This is a genomic window from Longitalea luteola, from assembly GCF_017356035.1.
Taxonomy (GTDB): domain Bacteria; phylum Bacteroidota; class Bacteroidia; order Chitinophagales; family Chitinophagaceae; genus Niastella; species Niastella luteola.
The window spans coordinates 333,960-351,189 of record NZ_JAFIQX010000005.1 but is presented as its reverse complement, the minus strand read 5'-3'; the positions used below and the strand labels follow the sequence as shown (position 1 = coordinate 351,189).

17 protein-coding genes are annotated in these 17,230 nt (G+C 45.6%); 8 read left to right on the top strand and 9 right to left on the bottom strand.

Annotation, left to right across the window (positions count from 1 at the left end; genetic code table 11):
- The first annotated feature begins 101 nt into the window (after window positions 1-101).
- A complete protein-coding gene (locus JUB15_RS15535) occupies window positions 102-1,466 on the top strand; it encodes a dihydrolipoamide acetyltransferase family protein (protein WP_207513406.1) in 1,365 nt (454 codons plus the stop codon).
- A gap of 271 nt (window positions 1,467-1,737) precedes the next feature.
- Window positions 1,738-2,454 (top strand): hypothetical protein, encoded by a 717-nt coding sequence (locus tag JUB15_RS15530; protein ID WP_207513405.1) that lies wholly within the window; start codon window positions 1,738-1,740, stop codon window positions 2,452-2,454.
- 102 nt (window positions 2,455-2,556) lie between these two features.
- Here the strand turns inward: JUB15_RS15530 and JUB15_RS15525 are convergent, their stop codons facing one another.
- From JUB15_RS15525 to JUB15_RS15505, 5 genes are all read right to left on the bottom strand, one after another.
- Complete coding sequence (locus JUB15_RS15525) at window positions 2,557-5,523, bottom strand: alpha/beta hydrolase family protein (protein ID WP_207513404.1); 2,967 nt, start codon at window positions 5,521-5,523, stop codon at window positions 2,557-2,559.
- Window positions 5,524-5,702: 179 nt separating this feature from the next.
- The gene (locus JUB15_RS15520) at window positions 5,703-6,149 is read right to left on the bottom strand and encodes a hypothetical protein (RefSeq protein WP_207513403.1); all 447 of its coding nucleotides are present in this window, start codon (window positions 6,147-6,149) and stop codon (window positions 5,703-5,705) included.
- 92 nt (window positions 6,150-6,241) lie between these two features.
- On the bottom strand, window positions 6,242-7,114 hold the full coding sequence (locus tag JUB15_RS15515; protein ID WP_207513402.1) for a DMT family transporter: 873 nt from the start codon (window positions 7,112-7,114) through the stop codon (window positions 6,242-6,244).
- A 74-nt stretch (window positions 7,115-7,188) separates the two neighbouring features.
- The gene (locus tag JUB15_RS15510) at window positions 7,189-7,992 is read right to left on the bottom strand and encodes a polyprenol monophosphomannose synthase (RefSeq protein WP_207513401.1); all 804 of its coding nucleotides are present in this window, start codon (window positions 7,990-7,992) and stop codon (window positions 7,189-7,191) included.
- Window positions 7,993-8,086: 94 nt separating this feature from the next.
- The gene (locus JUB15_RS15505; protein WP_207513400.1) at window positions 8,087-8,857 is read right to left on the bottom strand and encodes a 3'-5' exonuclease; all 771 of its coding nucleotides are present in this window, start codon (window positions 8,855-8,857) and stop codon (window positions 8,087-8,089) included.
- A 41-nt stretch (window positions 8,858-8,898) separates the two neighbouring features.
- On the opposite strand from JUB15_RS15505, the gene JUB15_RS15500 reads away from it, so the two are divergent.
- Window positions 8,899-9,060, top strand: a complete 162-nt coding sequence (locus tag JUB15_RS15500) for a hypothetical protein (RefSeq protein ID WP_207513399.1) — start codon at window positions 8,899-8,901, stop codon at window positions 9,058-9,060.
- Here JUB15_RS15500 and JUB15_RS15495 read toward each other — a convergent pair.
- Window positions 9,050-10,417 (bottom strand): UDP-N-acetylmuramate--L-alanine ligase, encoded by a 1,368-nt coding sequence (locus JUB15_RS15495; protein ID WP_207513398.1) that lies wholly within the window; start codon window positions 10,415-10,417, stop codon window positions 9,050-9,052. The genes JUB15_RS15500 and JUB15_RS15495 overlap by 11 nt on opposite strands.
- A gap of 290 nt (window positions 10,418-10,707) precedes the next feature.
- Here JUB15_RS15495 and JUB15_RS28615 point away from each other — a divergent pair, with 290 nt between their 5' ends.
- Window positions 10,708-10,842 carry a hypothetical protein gene (locus JUB15_RS28615; RefSeq protein ID WP_255539637.1) on the top strand — a complete coding sequence of 45 codons (135 nt, stop codon included), beginning with the start codon at window positions 10,708-10,710 and terminating at the stop codon, window positions 10,840-10,842.
- Between the two features lie 234 nt (window positions 10,843-11,076).
- Here the strand turns inward: JUB15_RS28615 and JUB15_RS15490 are convergent, their stop codons facing one another.
- Window positions 11,077-11,286 carry a hypothetical protein gene (locus JUB15_RS15490; protein ID WP_207513397.1) on the bottom strand — a complete coding sequence of 70 codons (210 nt, stop codon included), beginning with the start codon at window positions 11,284-11,286 and terminating at the stop codon, window positions 11,077-11,079.
- A gap of 210 nt (window positions 11,287-11,496) precedes the next feature.
- Between JUB15_RS15490 and JUB15_RS15485 the strand changes: the two genes are divergently transcribed.
- Complete coding sequence (locus JUB15_RS15485) at window positions 11,497-12,069, top strand: RNA polymerase sigma factor (RefSeq protein WP_207513396.1); 573 nt, start codon at window positions 11,497-11,499, stop codon at window positions 12,067-12,069.
- On the top strand, window positions 12,069-13,163 hold the full coding sequence (locus JUB15_RS15480; protein ID WP_207513395.1) for a S1C family serine protease: 1,095 nt from the start codon (window positions 12,069-12,071) through the stop codon (window positions 13,161-13,163). The genes JUB15_RS15485 and JUB15_RS15480 overlap by 1 nt, the downstream gene beginning before the upstream one ends.
- A 186-nt stretch (window positions 13,164-13,349) precedes the next feature.
- Here JUB15_RS15480 and JUB15_RS15475 read toward each other — a convergent pair whose 3' ends face one another.
- A complete protein-coding gene (locus JUB15_RS15475) occupies window positions 13,350-14,249 on the bottom strand; it encodes a nucleotidyltransferase family protein (RefSeq protein ID WP_207513394.1) in 900 nt (299 codons plus the stop codon).
- Window positions 14,250-14,291: 42 nt separating this feature from the next.
- Here JUB15_RS15475 and JUB15_RS15470 point away from each other — a divergent pair, with 42 nt between their 5' ends.
- Together JUB15_RS15470 and JUB15_RS15465 are read left to right on the top strand one after the other, a co-directional pair.
- Window positions 14,292-15,233: a 1-aminocyclopropane-1-carboxylate deaminase/D-cysteine desulfhydrase gene (locus tag JUB15_RS15470; protein ID WP_207513393.1), complete on the top strand. Its 942-nt coding sequence runs from the start codon at window positions 14,292-14,294 to the stop codon at window positions 15,231-15,233.
- Window positions 15,234-15,312: 79 nt separating this feature from the next.
- Window positions 15,313-16,227 carry a hypothetical protein gene (locus JUB15_RS15465; RefSeq protein ID WP_207513392.1) on the top strand — a complete coding sequence of 305 codons (915 nt, stop codon included), beginning with the start codon at window positions 15,313-15,315 and terminating at the stop codon, window positions 16,225-16,227.
- 137 nt (window positions 16,228-16,364) lie between these two features.
- Here JUB15_RS15465 and lipB read toward each other — a convergent pair whose 3' ends face one another.
- Window positions 16,365-17,174 (bottom strand): lipoyl(octanoyl) transferase LipB, encoded by an 810-nt coding sequence (gene lipB, locus JUB15_RS15460; RefSeq protein ID WP_207513391.1) that lies wholly within the window; start codon window positions 17,172-17,174, stop codon window positions 16,365-16,367.
- Between the last annotated feature and the right edge of the window lie 56 nt (window positions 17,175-17,230).

The following is a 17,230-nucleotide window of genomic DNA, read 5'->3' as shown; positions in this document are numbered from 1 at the left end:
AATTAATAAGTTCGCGACTTTAGTTATTGATCCGGCCCGAAACTAAAAGTGAAATCATAAACCTTCCCGCCATGGCGGGAAATTAAAATCTGCAATTGCATATGGCTCTAGTTGACCTGGTGATGCCTAAAATGGGTGAAAGTATTATGGAAGCCACTATTTTGAAGTGGTATAAACATCCCGGAGAAACAGTGAAGATGGATGAAGCGGTACTTGAAATTGCCACCGATAAAGTGGACAGTGAGGTACCCTCCATTGCTGAAGGCGTTATTGAAGAAACCTTTTTCAATGTGAATGACGTCGTACCCGTAGGTACGGTGATTGCCCGCATCCGGTCAAATGCTGCAGAACCAGCTTCAACCAATACACCAGTGGTTACCAGTCCGGCCGCGGAAGTAGCGGAAAACCGCCCGCTGGCGCACGACATGAACCACAAACCAGTTACCAGTGAGTCGTTCAGCCATCAACCGGCTGCCCAAAACGGTTCGCGTTTTTATTCTCCCCTGGTCTTGAATATTGCCACCAGCGAAGGCGTTAGCCTCAGCGAGCTGGAAAATATTCCCGGTACGGGAAATGAAGGCCGGGTTACCAAAAAAGATATCCTGCAATACATTGCCAATAAAAAAGCCGGTAAGGTCGGCGGCGGTGCGGCTGTTGCTTCACCCGTTCAGAAAGCGGCTGAATCCACACCGACCATTCTGCCCCAGGTGCATCAGCCCCAGCAGGAACCTGAGCGCCACATCCAAACCTACAGCGGTAATGTCGAGATCATTGAAATGGATCGCATGCGCAAGCTGATATCCGACCACATGATCCGCAGCAAACAAACCAGTGCACACGTTACCAGCTTTACCGAAGCCGATGTAACGAATATGGTGCATTGGCGCGATAAGGTTAAAAAAGAGTTTGAAAAACAGGAAGGTGAAAAGCTCACGTTTACACCCCTGTTCATAGAAGCCATTATTCGCTGCATTAAAAAATATCCCTGGCTGAACAGCAGCGTTGATGGTGATAAACTGATCGTAAAGAAAGACATCAATATTGGTATGGCCACTGCCCTGCCAACCGGTAACCTCATCGTACCGGTTATTCGTAACGCCGATCAGCTGAACCTCGTTGGCCTCACCCGCCAGGTGAACTCGCTGTCGAATGCAGCGCGCAATAACCGCTTAAGGCCCGATGATACCCAGGGGGGCACTTTTACGCTTACCAATGTAGGCACCTTTGGCAGCCTGATGGGCACTCCCATCATCAATCAGCCGCAGGTAGCTATTCTGGCAACCGGCGTAATTAAGAAAAGACCAGTGGTTATTGAAACCGAGCAGGGCGATTTCATTGCCATCCGCCACATGATGTACCTGTCGCTGTCATACGATCATCGCATCATCGATGGCGCATTAGGTTCTACATTCCTGAATGCAGTAGCCAAAGAACTGGAGAACTTTTCAGTGGAAAGAACGTTATAAGTCGCTTTCAAATAGTAGGAAATAACCCTGACGGCCATGTCAGGGTTATTTTTTTATATACTAATCTTACAGGACCCGCGTTTACAATTAAGCGCCCGAATTGTTCACTGTGTGCCCGGTTAAACATCGTTGGGCAGAACCCGGTTTTAACGGAAAATAGTTAAACCATCACTTCCTGGCACGGTCTTTTTTTTGTAAATTGATGATAAGGTCAATCATTTGCCTGCAGTGCCCGGATCAACTAAATTCTAAACTTTTAAAACGTAATCGAATGAAAACGCTTTCAGAAACCTGGTTTGCCGAAGGCTATATTGATTTCGAGTTAAAGAAATATACGCTTCTCGCCTATCTTCAACAGGTGACCCAATACTTCAATGAATCTAAATTATACCCGCAATTATCGGATGTTATCTTTCATTATAATAATCTGCAGGCATTAAAAGAGAACAAAAAATTCTTACAGGAACAATTTCCTAAAAAATTAACAGGTGTTCAGATTGAAAAGCTGCAGTTGTTGTATGAGCAGATCATCGAAGATGACGAACTGATGCAGGAACTGGAGGATATTATCAACTATTCGGCTGATAAACTGAAAACAACCATCAGTAATGGCACAGAGATCTATGAATTTGTGGAGGAGAAGCTGAATATTTTTCCGGTTGGACTGGTACCGCTTGACACGAATGAAGGTTATTTCTTCTTGAGTGAAGGTTCGCATCGTACTACAATGGTGTATCAATACAGATTGAGCTTTTTTGAAAAGCACGACGAAAAATACCGGGCTATCAGAACAGAATATGTGAATGACTGGGAACGCAATATTGTAAATACCTACGAGAACATCAAGGCTGAACTGTTGCGCAATAACCGCGACATGCCTAATCCCGCTGTATATTCCATTGAGACCGAATTGTCGTTTCCTGTTTCGGAAACTTTGTTACCGGTAGCGAAACGGAGTCTGGTAAGATATATATCGAAAGCAGCGTAAAAACATTTCTGATTTCGCGATTTTGAGATTTCGAGATTTCGGGATTTTTAGAATTAAATCTCAAAATCCCGAAATCAGAAATCAGAAATTAAATGGTGGTAATCAAAAACCTTTTTTCTCCTCAACCTCCGTTCCCCAGTCAATGCCCTTCGACGTAGCGGGTAATCCTTCCGCCAGCCAGCGAGGCGCAGGCGCTCCTTTCAAAAAATGATCGAAGTATTGAGCCAGCCTGATGCTGAGGTCTTTGCGGTTCTTTCTTTCAACCAGGTTATGATCTTCACCGTTATACTGTAACATCCATACTTTTTTACCCAGGCGGCGCAAAGCGGTAAAGAATTCAATGCCCTGGTACCAGGGTACTGCACCATCGGCATCATTATGCATAATAAGCAGGGGCGTATTTACTTTATCGGCCCTGAACAAAGGTGAGTTCCTGATGTACAGGTCGGGCCGTTGCCACAAAGTAGCGCCGATACGGCTTTGTGACCGTTCGTACTGGAACTGGCGGTTCAGGCCGGTTCCCCAGCGAATGCCGCCATAGGCGCTGGTCATGTTTGATACCGGTGCACCGGCTTCAGCTGCTGCAAACAAATTGGTGCGGGTAACCAGGTAAGCCACCTGGTAGCCACCCCAGCTTTGTCCCTGAATAGCCATTTTGGTAGAATCGACCCACGGCTTTTTCGCGAGAGATCTGGCTGCTGAAACAACCGCGTTGTAAGCACTTTCGCCAGGCTCTCCCTTCTTATAATAGATATCGGGAATGAACACCAGGTAACCATTGCTTACAAAATAAGGGATATTAACGGTTGAAGCGCTGGGCGCAGGCGCACGGTACATATGCAGGGTCTCTGAATATTTTTCATAGAAGTAAAATATCACGGGGTATTTCTTCTTCGCATCAAAATCTTCCGGTTTGAACAATAACCCTTCCGACATTTTTCCATCGAACATTTTCCATTTTACCAGCTCGGCAGTTAGCCAGTTATATTCTTTCTGTTGCGGATTGGTTGTTCCCAGTATGGTTTGTGGCAATGTGCCATGGCCCGATTTTGTATTGGTCGACTTGCTCCATTCGCTGACTGCCAGCGATGGCGACCTGTCGAAACTTTCGGTTGTGTATACCCAGGTGTCGGCGTTTTTGGCTTTTACTACCTGGAAACCGATCTGGAAGGGCCCATCCACCTGCGTTTGGTTGAATGTCTTTTCCTGCGTATCATAAATGCTCAATCCGCCATACTTGTTTACTTCATTCAATGTTTTAAATACCAGTTTCTGGCCATCAGAAATGTATCTTTCTTCCTTGTCAGGCGACATATACTGGAACCTCGTCTTATGCAACCGGCCGTACCCGTTGGTAAAATTGCGGGGCTGGGTCTTGCCATCGGGATCGCATTGCCATACATCATACTTATCATACACATATACAAACCTGTCGTCCTGGTGCCATTTCATGATGCCATAAGCAGGCGGATCGTCTGGATGATCATCATCGTCCTGATATAAGGGAACGGCGATGCTTTTAGTGATATTCGTAATGACGCCGCTGCTCACGTTATAGGTAAAATAATTACGTTGTACCGCATCGTACCAGATCACATATTTGCCTTTTGGCGAGATAGCTATCGGCGAGCGTACTTTGTCCTTGACTGCTTTACGCGAGCCATCGATGGTTGAAATGATGTACACATTGTATTTCGAATGACCCAGCCATTGGAATTCAACACGATTGCCTTTGGAGGTCGCGGCCAGCACATGATCTGCATTGCCCTCATCTGCCAGGTGAACTACTTCTGCATCTTCGGCGCCCAACTGGATCACCTTGTGATCATCTCCATTCAGCACAGCCCGGAAACTTCGCTGTAATTCCGTGTTCAGTTGCACCAGCTGCTGCGGCTGCAGGTAATCGTCTTTATAATGCCAGATGTCGAGTTTGGCTGTTTCAAAATCAACGAGTGTGGTATCTTTTGGCTTGCGGATCGGCATTAATCCGAAATATAATTTCTGACCATTCCTGCTGAACTCAGGCGCCTGCGTTTCGCTCAGTGTTAAGCCTTTGGCAACGCCGGCAGTAGTTCTGTCGACCCGTAACCGGGCGCTGTCCATACCGGGCCGGTAATAATATAATTTATAGAATTTCTGCAGCGCTTTCGTGCTGCTGTCGCGTTCGGCAATAAACGCCAGTTGTGTACCGGCCTCGTCGATCGCAAAGCTTTTTGCTACATTGAAGCCGCGCAGCACCGTATCGGTTCTTCCATTGGTCACCTGGTGCCAAAGGATGGCTGCTTTTTTCAGGGTATCGGCATTGCTGCGCGTGGTTTCTATAACGAGCGTATTACCGGCCTTGCTGAAATAATAATCATTTGTTAGCGGAAAGGTCCTTTCTTCCCCGGTATATAAATTCCTGAGCACCAGTTCAGTGCCTTCTTCAATTGTTTCACCCTTTGACTTACTCTCTTTCTTCGGCGCCTGCAGGGCAAGCAGGCCTTTTGTTTTTGCTTCATTCGCCTTGTTGCGCAAACTGTCGGCCACGCGGGCCAGGCTATCGGCCATGCGCACCAGATCCGTCAACCGGGCAAGCGAGTCCGGCTGTTTCGGCGGCGCCGGCAGTGCTTTCTCCCGCAGATACGCCATCCATTGACCGGTTCCTTTTTCGGGTGATTTAAATGATCGTACACGTGGTAATCGCAACACGCTGTCTTTGCCCATTTCAACAATGGCCAGACTGTCTTTCGGCATATCCTCGGCTTTTTTCTTTTTGATCTTAGCCTCGCGGGTAGCCGCAAACAGCGGTTTGATCTTACAGATCACGAAACGGTTGTCTTCGGTAATAGCGGCTGCATAGCCACGGGGAATTTCTTTTTTGTAGGAATTATCGGTAGCCTGGATCACCAGGGTGGCATCTCCTTCCTGCGGCGTGATGGTGTATACCACCCATTTTCCATCGTTGCTGATATAACGTTCATTAATATTTTGCCAGCCATCGTACACGGCATGCGTAAGGGGCTTTTTTTGGGCGGAAGCGGTTACTGCTGCCAGCAACAATACAGGGAGCGCGAGTATTCTTCTCATGAGTTGTAGTCGGTTAAAAAATAAAATTAATACAAACTTTATTTCTACCGCAACTGCTATCCTGCAGAATAACCGCTTATAATAATTAGCTAATGTGATGATGTGATAATTTGATAATGTGATAATGCATGGAAAGTGTATTTACATTATCGAATTATCACATTTAGTTGGGGCCAAAGTTAGTGCGCAAAGACGCGATTGTATACCTTCTCCACACCCGCATCAACAGCAAAACATCCTGAGCGTAACACGAGCTTATGAGCAGCTACATTAAAGAATGTTTTATTGGCCGACCCATCATTGTCGAAGATAATGCGACGGGCGAATTCACCTCCCGGCGAAGTCAGGCAAACATTCTCAGAATGAGTGGTATCTATCACAACCGTGTAGCTGCCTTCCTTAACCAGCTCATGATTTTCGTAGATGAAATATTTATTGTCATTAAACGACAAAAAATTGCCCTGGCCCGGGGGATGCGACACCGTTGGTGTAATAGAGGCCGAGGTAGCAGCCAGCTCCCAGCTTCCAATAAGGTCTTGCGCCAAACCATTGTCGGTTTTGTCTTTTTTGCAGGCCACGAATGCCGACATTACAAAAATAACCAGGATGTAAAATACCTTTTTCATGTGCTATACCATTTTACTGCCTTGACACGAAAGCAGCTAATACCGTTGCATCTGCTTGTCCGCCCTAGCACTGGCGAAGGCGGATTTAGCCTTCAGCTTTTATGCCTTCGATAAACAATCAAGGTATGCAGGAAGACCGATAATAAGATCAATAACAAGCCAATATAAAATGAGCCGGAGAGGTATTTGTCTTCCCTGAAGAGTACAAACGCAAGCGCAATGCCATAGAGAGGTTCCAGGTTATAGCTGAGATTCACGGTAAAAGCAGAGATCTTTTTCAAAGCATTCATTGATAAATTAAATGCCCATACGGTGCAGAACCAGGCTAACACCAGCAACCAGCCGGTATCTGCCAGGGTGGGTATAACATGACCGGCCGGAACAAAATACAGGTATAGCGGCAACAACAGGGTAAGGAACAGAAAACCGCCGCTCAACTGGTACAGGGTCACCGATTCAGGTTTGTATTGCTGTACCAATAACCGGTTATAAACAGGGAACAGGCTCGCAAGTAATGCCGATATAAGCCCCAGGATAATACCTGTTTTGAACTGCGGGTCAAAATGAAAAATGAGGTAGATGCCGCCGATCACGAACAGTCCGAGCAGCAGTTCGGTGCTGTTAAAGGCTTTGCTGGTGATTAGCGGTTCCAGGATGGCGGTAAAAAAACCAATGGCCGAAAAGCATACCAGCGCCACCGAAACATTCGCGTACTTGATGCTGGCATAAAATGTTACCCAATGCAGCGCTACAATAATGCCTACCCCTGTTATGCGCACTGCACCATTCCATGTAATGCGGTATACATCGCGTTTAAAGCTATACAGCACCCACAGCGTAAGTACTGTGATCAGTAACCGATACCACACCAGCAGCGCCTCGTTGAGCGAAATGAGCCTGCCCAGAACACCTGTAAACCCGGCCAGAAAAACCGCCGTGTGCAACTGTAGAAATGCTTTTCGCATGGAAAACGAAGGTATAAAAAAGGTGTGGCATCCGCCAGCCGGCGGATGCCACACCCGATGATCGTCTTATATAGTTATTTTGTTTTCGCCAGCACCTTTTCGCCCGGTTTGGATACCGTACCATAAGAGTTGGTGCCGGTGTTTTTGACGCGGTTGTGGTAATCTTTGAAAAGGCTGAGCCAGCGCAATTTCAATACACCCCAGATCCCTTCTTTCACGATGCCTTTGTGCATTTTTGAAACGCCGTATTTACGGTCTTCAAAAATAATGGGCACTTCTTTTATTTTGAAACCCAGCTTCCAGGAAGCAAATTTCATTTCGATCTGGAACGCATATCCCAGGAAACGGATCTGATCGAGGTTGATCGATTCCAGCACTTCGCGTGAGTAACATACGAAACCGGCGGTGGTATCTCTAACCGGCATCCAGGTAATGAGCCGGGTATATAATGAGCCGCCTTTTGAAAGCAGAATCCGGTTGCGGGGCCAGTTGATGGTTCCACCGCCTTTCACATACCGTGAACCTACTGCCAGATCGGCGCCACCGGTTTTGCAGGCCTCGTATAAACGCTGCAGGTCCTTGGGATTGTGAGAAAAATCGGCATCCATTTCAAAAATGAACTGATAGCCTTTTTTCAATGCCCATTTAAAGCCGTGAATGTAGGCAGTACCCAGCCCCAGTTTACCTTTACGTTCTTCGAGGAATAATTTGCCGGCATATTTTGCCTGGCGCTCCTTTACCAGCGTAGCGGTATTGTCGGGCGAGCCATCATCAATAACAAGAATGTGAAAATTATCGTATTGGGCAAAGATGATATCAATCAAATGACCGATATTCTCCCGTTCATTGTAGGTTGGTATGATAACGATGTTTTCCAAACAAATTGATTGATATTGGAATACGAAAATACAATAATTCAAATTGTGCAATTATATAAATTACACATTTGCAATTAAATAAATTGACAGGAGATCACAATCCTTTCTTTAACAAGGTTCTGTTAAATATTTCGGTCAGCTTGGCCTTGGTATGCATCGGAAAATCTCCTTTCATCATCCAATCATAATATTGAGGCTCAGCTTTTAACACATCTGCTACCGCACGACCTTTATGTTTGCCGAAATTAAAAACTTCCACCCCGTTCTCCATTACCATCCGCCGGGCAAAATCTACGATACAGTCATCGCCAATGCAGGTAATGATCGTTTCTACGCTGTTTCCCAATTGCGGATATTTCTCGATCTGGGCCTGTAAAATCTCCCAGGTGGCTACAGCATCCACTTCTGCTCCATGCGCCCCTTCGAGGTTCTTATTGCAATAAAATTTGTATGCCGCACTCAGGGTTCGCTGTTCCATCATATGGAATATTTTCTGAACATCAACCAGTCTGCGGTTGCTGAAATCAAACTCCAGCCCTACCCGTAAAAATTCCTCGGCCAACAGGGGAATATCGAAGCGGTTTGAATTGTAACCGGCCAGGTCGCAATTATCGAGGAACTGTTTGATCTCATTGGCCACCTGTTTAAATGTAGGCGCATCCTTCACCATTTCATTGGTTATACCATGTAGATCGCGCGATATAGCCGAAATAGGTATTTCCGGATTGAGTAGTTTTCGTTTTATCTGGCGGGTGCCATCGGGTTGAACTCTTACTATAGCTATTTCAACGATACGATCCGAGCCCAGGTTAACCCCGGTAGTTTCAAGATCAATGATTGCCAGCGGCTTCTTTAACTGCAACATTCAGCAATGATAATTGATAATGGTTATATAAAATTAGGCCTATGGGTAAAAAGATTCAAATTGATAAAAATTCCTTTCCTGCTGACAATAAACACATCAAACGGGTATCAGGTTTACTACCGGTTAAAAATTTTGAAAGCAAATCACTGTTTGCAGGGAAAGCCTTCGCAACAACCGGTCAACAATATAATACTAATTATTAATAGCTGTTATATCCTTTGCAAAGGTAAGTATATCTGCCCCATCATAGTTACCGGAACTCATTAACAGCAGACAGGCATTTTTATACTGTTGCTGCTGCAGCCATTGCATCAGCTCACCCTTATCGTTCAGCACGTTCAGTCCTTCCTTGCCGAAACCCGCCTTTACTTTTTCGGCCGGCAGATCAGGCATCCGCTTCAGTTCCAGGGCATGTTTCGAATAGAATACGACGGTTTTGTCGGCCCTGTCCATAGCGCCCCTGTATTCATTCATGAACTGTTCATTAAGGCTGCTGTACGTATGCAGCTCCAGCACGGCAATCAACATACGGTCGGGGAACTGTTGCTTTACCGCCTCAATAGTTGCCTTTACTTTTGAAGGCGCATGTGCAAAATCGCGATATACGATCGTGTGCTCATTGCGGCCCAGCAGCTCCAACCGTTTGGCGGCACCGGTAAAAGATGAAACCGCTTTTATAAAACCGGCCGCATCCATCCCCAGCTCACGGCATACATACCAGGCAGCGTGTAAATTAAGCAGGTTGTGATTGCCAAATACCTGCAATTCACCCGTTTGCCCTTCTATGGTAAGTGTCGTTCTGCCGTTTGCTATAGTATGTGCCGGAACCTGGTAAGGCTGATAACGAATGTCTGTTCGTTTATTTTCGGTTACCAGCTTTTTCAACACCTCATCGGTTTCATTATAAATTAATATGCCACCAGGCTCGATCTTCTGTATGAAGATGGTGAACTGTTCCAGGTAAAAATCAAATGTTGGAAAAACATTTATGTGATCCCAGGCAATGCCGGTGAGAATGGCTACATGCGGAAAAAGAAAGTGGAACTTGGGCCGTTTTTCAATGACACTGGCCGGGTATTCGTCGCCCTCACATACAATAACAGGTGCGTGGGTAACCTGTACCGATTGATCAAAACCTTCGAGCCTGGCCCCTACGAGGTAATCGAAATCTTTACCTGCTTTGCGCAGGGCATGCATGATCATGGAAGTCGTGGTGGTTTTACCGTGGCTGCCGCCCACTACCACCCGCGTCTTGTCGCGGCTTTCCTGGTATATATATTCGGGAAAAGAATAGATCTTCAGGTTGAGCTCCCGGGCTCTTTGCAATTCCGGGTTATCCTGTTTGGCATGCATTCCCAGGATAACCGCATCGAGATCGGCCGTTATTTTTGCGGGGTGCCAGCCAATGGCGGCCGGCAACAGTCCTTCTTTTTGCAGGTTCGATTGGGCCGGTTCAAATATTTCATCGTCACTACCGGTTACCTGGTAACCTTTCTTGTGTAAGGCAAGCGCCAGCTGGTGCATCACGCTGCCGCCAATAGCTATAAAGTGTACTTTCATCTGATATTATTTACCATCCCGGTGCAACCGGGACAAGCGTTTCATTCAACGGATTTACAGCTAAATGTATTTAAGGTGGAACGATTACCAAAAACTTTTTATATACACCCGGATATTTTTTGCGAACCGGGCTTGCACAAGCGGGATATTATTTGTTATTTTGATCATTCTACTATCCAATCCGACAGAATTTTCCTCTCCCTTAAGTCCGTTAACCTTTGAATGAACCTGATGATCGTTCTGCCCTTGTATTCATCAGGCAATTGTTAACATTTAATAAATATCACAAAATGAAACGGACAATCGTTATCGTAGCTATGGTTATTTTGGCCAGTGCAGCTATTACCTCCTGCGCGGCATCAAAAGGGGCCAGGGGCACAGGATGTAAGGGAACGCAAGGGTATATTGGATACGGCCACCGCTAAATTAGTTAACCCTGATATTATCTATAAGGCTCCTACCGGGAGCCTTTTTTTATGAAAAAGAGGCAACGAGGCACAAGGGCAACAAGGCAATCCCCCCTTCAGGGGGCCGGAGGGCTAAAAAGAAAACCCTTCCACCAGTCGGGCAGAAGGGTTTAAATTTCTTATGGCTTATCACAAAGGGCCATCCTGGGATCAGGACGGCCTCTAACGATTGCTTGCCATATGAAAAAAAACTTATTTCTTCTTTGTAGTGTCTGCTTTCTTAGTTGTATCAACTGTAGCAGCGGCAGTGTCTACTGTAGGAGCAGGAGCAGCAGTAGTATCTACAGTAGTAGGAGCAGTAGCGGCAGTATCAGCAGTTTTTTCTGCTTCAGCGCTTCCACCATCATTACATGCTACAGCGAATAAAGAACCAATAGCTAAAACTAACAACAGTTTTTTCATTGTACCGTTTTTTGTTTGTTAACAAATCAATTTGAAGTTTAATACAGAATCCGGGAAAAGGTAACCCCGTCACCCTAAGATTTTTTATTTTTTTTTAAAAAAAAGTCCAACCTTTCGGGCAATGGGCGTTTTTAGCCCTTTTTGGCGTGAATTTTACGGCCGGGATGGGTTACTTCTATTTAAATTGGGTATTAATTAAAGGTTCAAAGCGTGAAAACTGATTCTACCGACGAAAAAGCATTGTTAAAAGGACTGGCACTGAACGACCGCAACTCCGTTGAAACCATTTATAAACTGTATTATAATATGGTTCAATCGTTGATTATCAACAATAATGGATCTGCGGACGACGCACGCGACATATTCCAGGAAACAGTTATTGTGCTGTACGAGAAAGCTAAAACCGGTTCCTTCGAGTTAAACTGCCAGCTAAAAACTTTTGTTTACTCGGTAAGCCGGCGGCTCTGGCTGAAAAAACTGCAGCAACAACAGAAATTTCTTCCCAGTATGAACAACCTGGAAGAAACAGTGCCGGTGGAGGAAGAAGTTGAAAGCCACAGCCAGCGAAATTCAGAATTCCAGATGATGGAAAAGGCTTTATTACATCTGGGCGAGCCCTGCAGAAGTTTGATCGAGGCTTTTTACCTGCAGAAAAAGAGCATGACAGATATTGCCGGCCATTTTGGATACACGAACGCTGATAACGCCAAAAATCAGAAATATAAATGTCTGATGAGACTTCGGAAATTATTCTTTGCCGAATTTAAAAACGACAACGTGTAATGCAAGATCTACAATTATTAGATGCTATTGAACGGTTTCTCCGCGGTGAAATGTCGCCCGAAGAAATGGCTTCTTTTGAGCAGCTGCGAAAAACGAATCCCGAAGTGGATGAAAAAGTTGTGGAGCACACCATGTTCTTACAGCAGATCGACCAGTTCGCTGAAAGGAAGAACTTTAAACTAACCCTGCACGACGTACACAGCCAACTGCTCGAGTCTGGCGAGATCAAAGAAGAAGCCCCCAAAGCCACCGTTTTCCAAATGTGGAGAAAATACAAACGGGTTATGGCTGTTGCCGCTTCCATCGCCGGTATCACCACCCTGCTCATTGCCGGTATGGCCACTTACTACTCACAAAAGAAAACCGGCGCCGATATAGAAAGATTGAGAAGAGAAGTGAAACGTGAAGTTGCCCAGAAAGCCAACGAGGTTATCAATACCATGCAGGCCCGTACGACCAAAGCCCCTGAAAATACACCGGTCAAATTTGGTGGAACCGGCTTCCTTGTAGATGGCAAAGGGGTAATTGTTACCAACGCACACGTGGTGAATGGTTCCTCTACTGTGGTGGTACAAAACAGCAAAGGACAGGAATTCAGATCACGCATCATTTATACCAATCCCGAAACAGACCTGGCCTTCATTAAAATAGAAGACGCTGATTTCAGAAGCATCGGCCCCCTGCCCTATGGCATCCGCAAAGGTGGTACCGACCTCGGTGAACAGTTGTTCACATTGGGTTACCCGCGCGAAGAGATCGTTTATAACGAAGGCTACATGAGCGCCAAAACCGGCTACAATGGCGACACCCTTTCCTTCCAGATCGGCGTATCGGCCAACCCGGGTAACTCTGGCGGCCCTGTATTCAACAGGAACGGTGAAGTGATCGGCATTATCAATGCCCGCCAGAAAGCAGCCGAAGGGGTGGTATTTGCTCTTACCGCCAAAAATATCTTCCGCAGCCTGGAAGAAATTAAAAAAGATTCTACCTACGAGAATATCCGCTTAACGCTTAACTCGTCTATCAGGAATATGGACCGGGTGCAGCAGATCAAGAAAATTGAAGACGCTGTGTTTATGGTGAAATCTTATTAAAGGCTCAAAGCTAAAGGCTCAAAACACTCAAGGCTAAAGGCACAACTTATAAAGCAGAAGCCTCCTGAAATATCGGGAGGCTTCTTCTTTTATTGGTGGGACTTCTATCTTTAGTTAACGAGTTGACTAGTTAACGAGTTGACTAGTTAACCAGTTAACTCGTCGAGTGGTCAACTGTGAACGAACCTACTTCCACAACTTGGCGGGATACTCACCCGCTTTCACCAGCGCTTCCAAATTCGCTTTCACTTCAGGTGCATCTTCTTTATAGGTAACACCAAACCATTGTGCTGATGTTGGTATTACCTTAATGGTGCCTTTTCCTTCATTGATGAATTTATCGGCAACAATAGGTATGAAGAATTCTGATTTAATATTCGAAATATTTTCTTTCAGAAAACTATTGAACAGCTTTTCAGAGTAGCTGAAAATAGAAGGGGAGAAACACCAGAAGTTCATGGATACCTGAGAATCGAGCGGTAATTCTTTTGGTTGCTGGTTGTCGTCGGTAACGATCTTTCCATTCACTTTTGCAATATTCAGGCGTTCTGCAATAGACACCAGGTTGCCATTTCCATTGGCCACACAAACACCTCTGTTCACAGTTCCGTTGTCGGATAATGTTTTCAGCAATTCATAACCGATAATGGAATACGTATTATCATTCACATCTTTTGTAAGGAACGTATAAGCCTTCTCAAATGCATCGCGACCGTAGAAATCGTCGGCATTGATCACCGCAAATGGTTCGTTGATTGTATTCTTGGCGCACAGTACTGCATGCGCAGTTCCCCAGGGTTTGGTACGGTCGGCAGGCACTTCGAAACCATCGGTAAATGATTTCAGGTCCTGGTACACATAATCGATCTGCACTTTACCTTTTAACGGGGGCTCCACTATGGCTTTAAAATCGTCAGCAAATTCCTTGCGGATAATAAATACCACTTTTTTAAATCCGGCGCGTATAGCATCATAAATAGAATAGTCCATGATCGTTTCTCCGCCGGGTCCGAATGATTGTATCTGTTTCATACTACCATAGCGGGAAGCCATGCCTGCTGCCAAAATCAAAAGAGTTGGTTCCATTATTGTATTTTTAAAAATTGAGCCACGAAAATATAAAAATATGTGGTGAAATTAATTTTGATAAACAAAGTATTCAATCAACCGGTTGACTTAACAAAAGCTGTGGTACAGCCACTTGCCAGCGATCTCTTGCATAACAAAAACGTTGCCATGGATGTATTGCGGCTCGATCGCATTCATCCGGTCATTTCGGGCAACAAATGGTTCAAATTGAAATACCATATCCAGGAAGCGTTGCAACAAAACAAAAAAGGCATCCTCACTTTTGGCGGCGCATGGTCGAACCACCTGGTAGCTACTGCCCTCGCCTGCCGGCAGGCTAACCTGGCCAGCATTGGCATCATCAGGGGAGAACGGCCGGCGCTGCTCTCTGCTGCTCTTCAGGAAGTGCAGGAATATAATATGCAATTGCAGTTCATTGCGCGAACAGCCTATAGCCAGGAAGCAGCTATCATTCCGCAGTTACAATCCCTTTACCCTGATTATTACATTGTACCCCAGGGCGGACAAAGCCACCTGGGTGTACAGGGTGCTGCCGAGATCCTGCAGCTCACACAGATAAAAAGTTATTCACATATATCCTGCGCAGCCGGCACCGGCACCATGCTTGCGGGCTTAGTGCGCGGTTCATTACCACATCAACAGGTTTTGGGCTTTTGCAGTCTGAAATTGCCTGCAGATGACAACAGCATCAACCGTTTTGTACAACAATACGCCGGGCCTCATCAGCAGTACACTGTTGTTTATGACTACCATTTCGGTGGTTATGCGCGGAAAACAGATGAGCTGATCCGTTTTATGAATACCATTTATCAAACACATGATCTGCCCACCGATTTTGTATACACGGGCAAACTGTTATTCGGGATGATGCAGCTGGTACAATCCGGTTATTTTAAACCCGGCAGTCGTATTTTAATAGTACACAGCGGTGGTTTACAGGGCAACAGGTCGTTGCCCGCAGGAACATTAACATTCCTGTAAGTTGTAATATAAAACCGCTGTCGCAAAACTATTATATTTGCGACGCCAAATCCTTTACCGACTAATACAACATTGGCGCATGCGCAAACTGGCAGCATTACTAATACTAACTTGTACCTTATTTATAACCAACAGCTGGGCGCAGGAAGTGCTGCCTGATTTTACCGTCGTAACCAAGGGAAACAAAAAGGTCATTATCAGCTGGGTCAACAATTACCACGTTGTTAAGCAAATAAGTGTTCAACGCTCTAAAGACAGCACCAAAGGTTTTGTTACTGTTCTCTCAGTGGCAGATCCTACTGCACCGCAGAACGGGATCGTTGACGGCAAAGCGCCGGATGAAAAACAATTTTATCGGTTATTCATTGTACAGGACAGCGGCAAATTTGTATTCACGAAATCAAGACGGCCTTTCTGGGATACCGCACATGTTGCAGTAGCGAAACAACAAACGCCCGAAAATGCGCGCCGGGTGATCATTACAGAAGGCGTTTCACCCACACAGGCGGAGGAAATAAAGGAAAAGCTGAAACCGGCAGCCCCCGCACCCACACCCGTTGTGAAAGCGCCCGAGCCGGAGAAATTCTTCTTTATAAAGAAACGTGATACGCTGGTGGCTACCATAAATGCCAGGGAGCTGAAGAAGTTCCGCGATTCTGTCGTTTCCAAAACAAAAGATACCATTGCCTTTGCCAGCGCAGACACCATCCTGTTAAAACCTTTTGTTCCGAAAGAAGTGTTCAAGCCTTCCAAATTCATATACACCGAAAAGGATGGGAATGTCGCCATCAACCTGCCGTATATCGCAATACACAAGTATTCTATCAAATTCTTCGACGAAAAAAGCGTTCCGCTCTTTGATATAATGGAAGTAAAAGAATCCACCCTGCTGATCGATAAAGTAAATTTTCTACGATCGGGCTGGTACCGGTTCGAATTATATGAAGACGGCAAACTGAAGGAAAAGCACAAATTCTTTATACCGAGGGATTAAGGCAATGTGATAATGTGATGATGTGATGATGTGATAATGCTTCAATTTAAGCAGTCCCTTCAAATCCATAGCCCATGCTAAGCTTTCCTTCGGACTTGTATTCCATTATCGAATTATCAAATTATCACATTATCAAATTAGCCTATTAGCTCTACCTCAAACACTCTTTCAAAATTCGCTTTCACCCGGTCCTTGACCTCATTCATATCGAGCTTTCGGCCCAGTTCTTTCTGCAGGGAGGTCACCTGCTTGTTCTGAATACCACAGGGAATGATGTAATTGAAGTAAGACAGATCGGTATTTACATTGAACGCAAAACCATGCATGGTGATCCAGCGGCTGCAGCGAATACCCATAGCACAGATCTTCCGTTCTTTGCCCGGAATAGCCGCGTCGAGCCAAACCCCGGTTTCGCCGGGCGACCGCTCTCCTTTCAAGCCATAATCGGCCATAGTGGCAATGATCACTTCCTCCAGGTTCCGCAAATATTTGCCAATATCCGTGTAGAACCTTTCCAGGTCGAGAATGGGATAACCTACCAACTGCTCCCGGCCATGAAAGGTTATGTCGCCCCCACGGTTGGTATGGTAAAAACTGATCCCCTTGGCCGCTCTTTCCGCCTCACTGATCAGCACATTTTCAATATCGCCGCTTTTTCCCAGCGTATAAACCGGCGGATGCTCTACAAATAACAGGTGATGGATCGTATCTGGCCCAACTAACTCATTATCAATGATCGACTGTCGATTATCAGCCTGCGCCGGCTGGCCGGCGATAATCGGTTGCCGATTGTCTGCTGCCGAATCCAGTGCTGCCTTCCTGTTCCGGTATTCGGTTTTAATGCGAACATTTTCCTGTAAGAGGCTCTCCTGCAGATCCCAGGCATCCTGGTAGCCGAGCTGACCAAGATCACGAAATAAAACACCCTGTTTTATACTGGTTTTCATATAGAAACAAATGTACTACTTTATACAACTCCCGTCGTTTGTTACCTTTGTCGAAA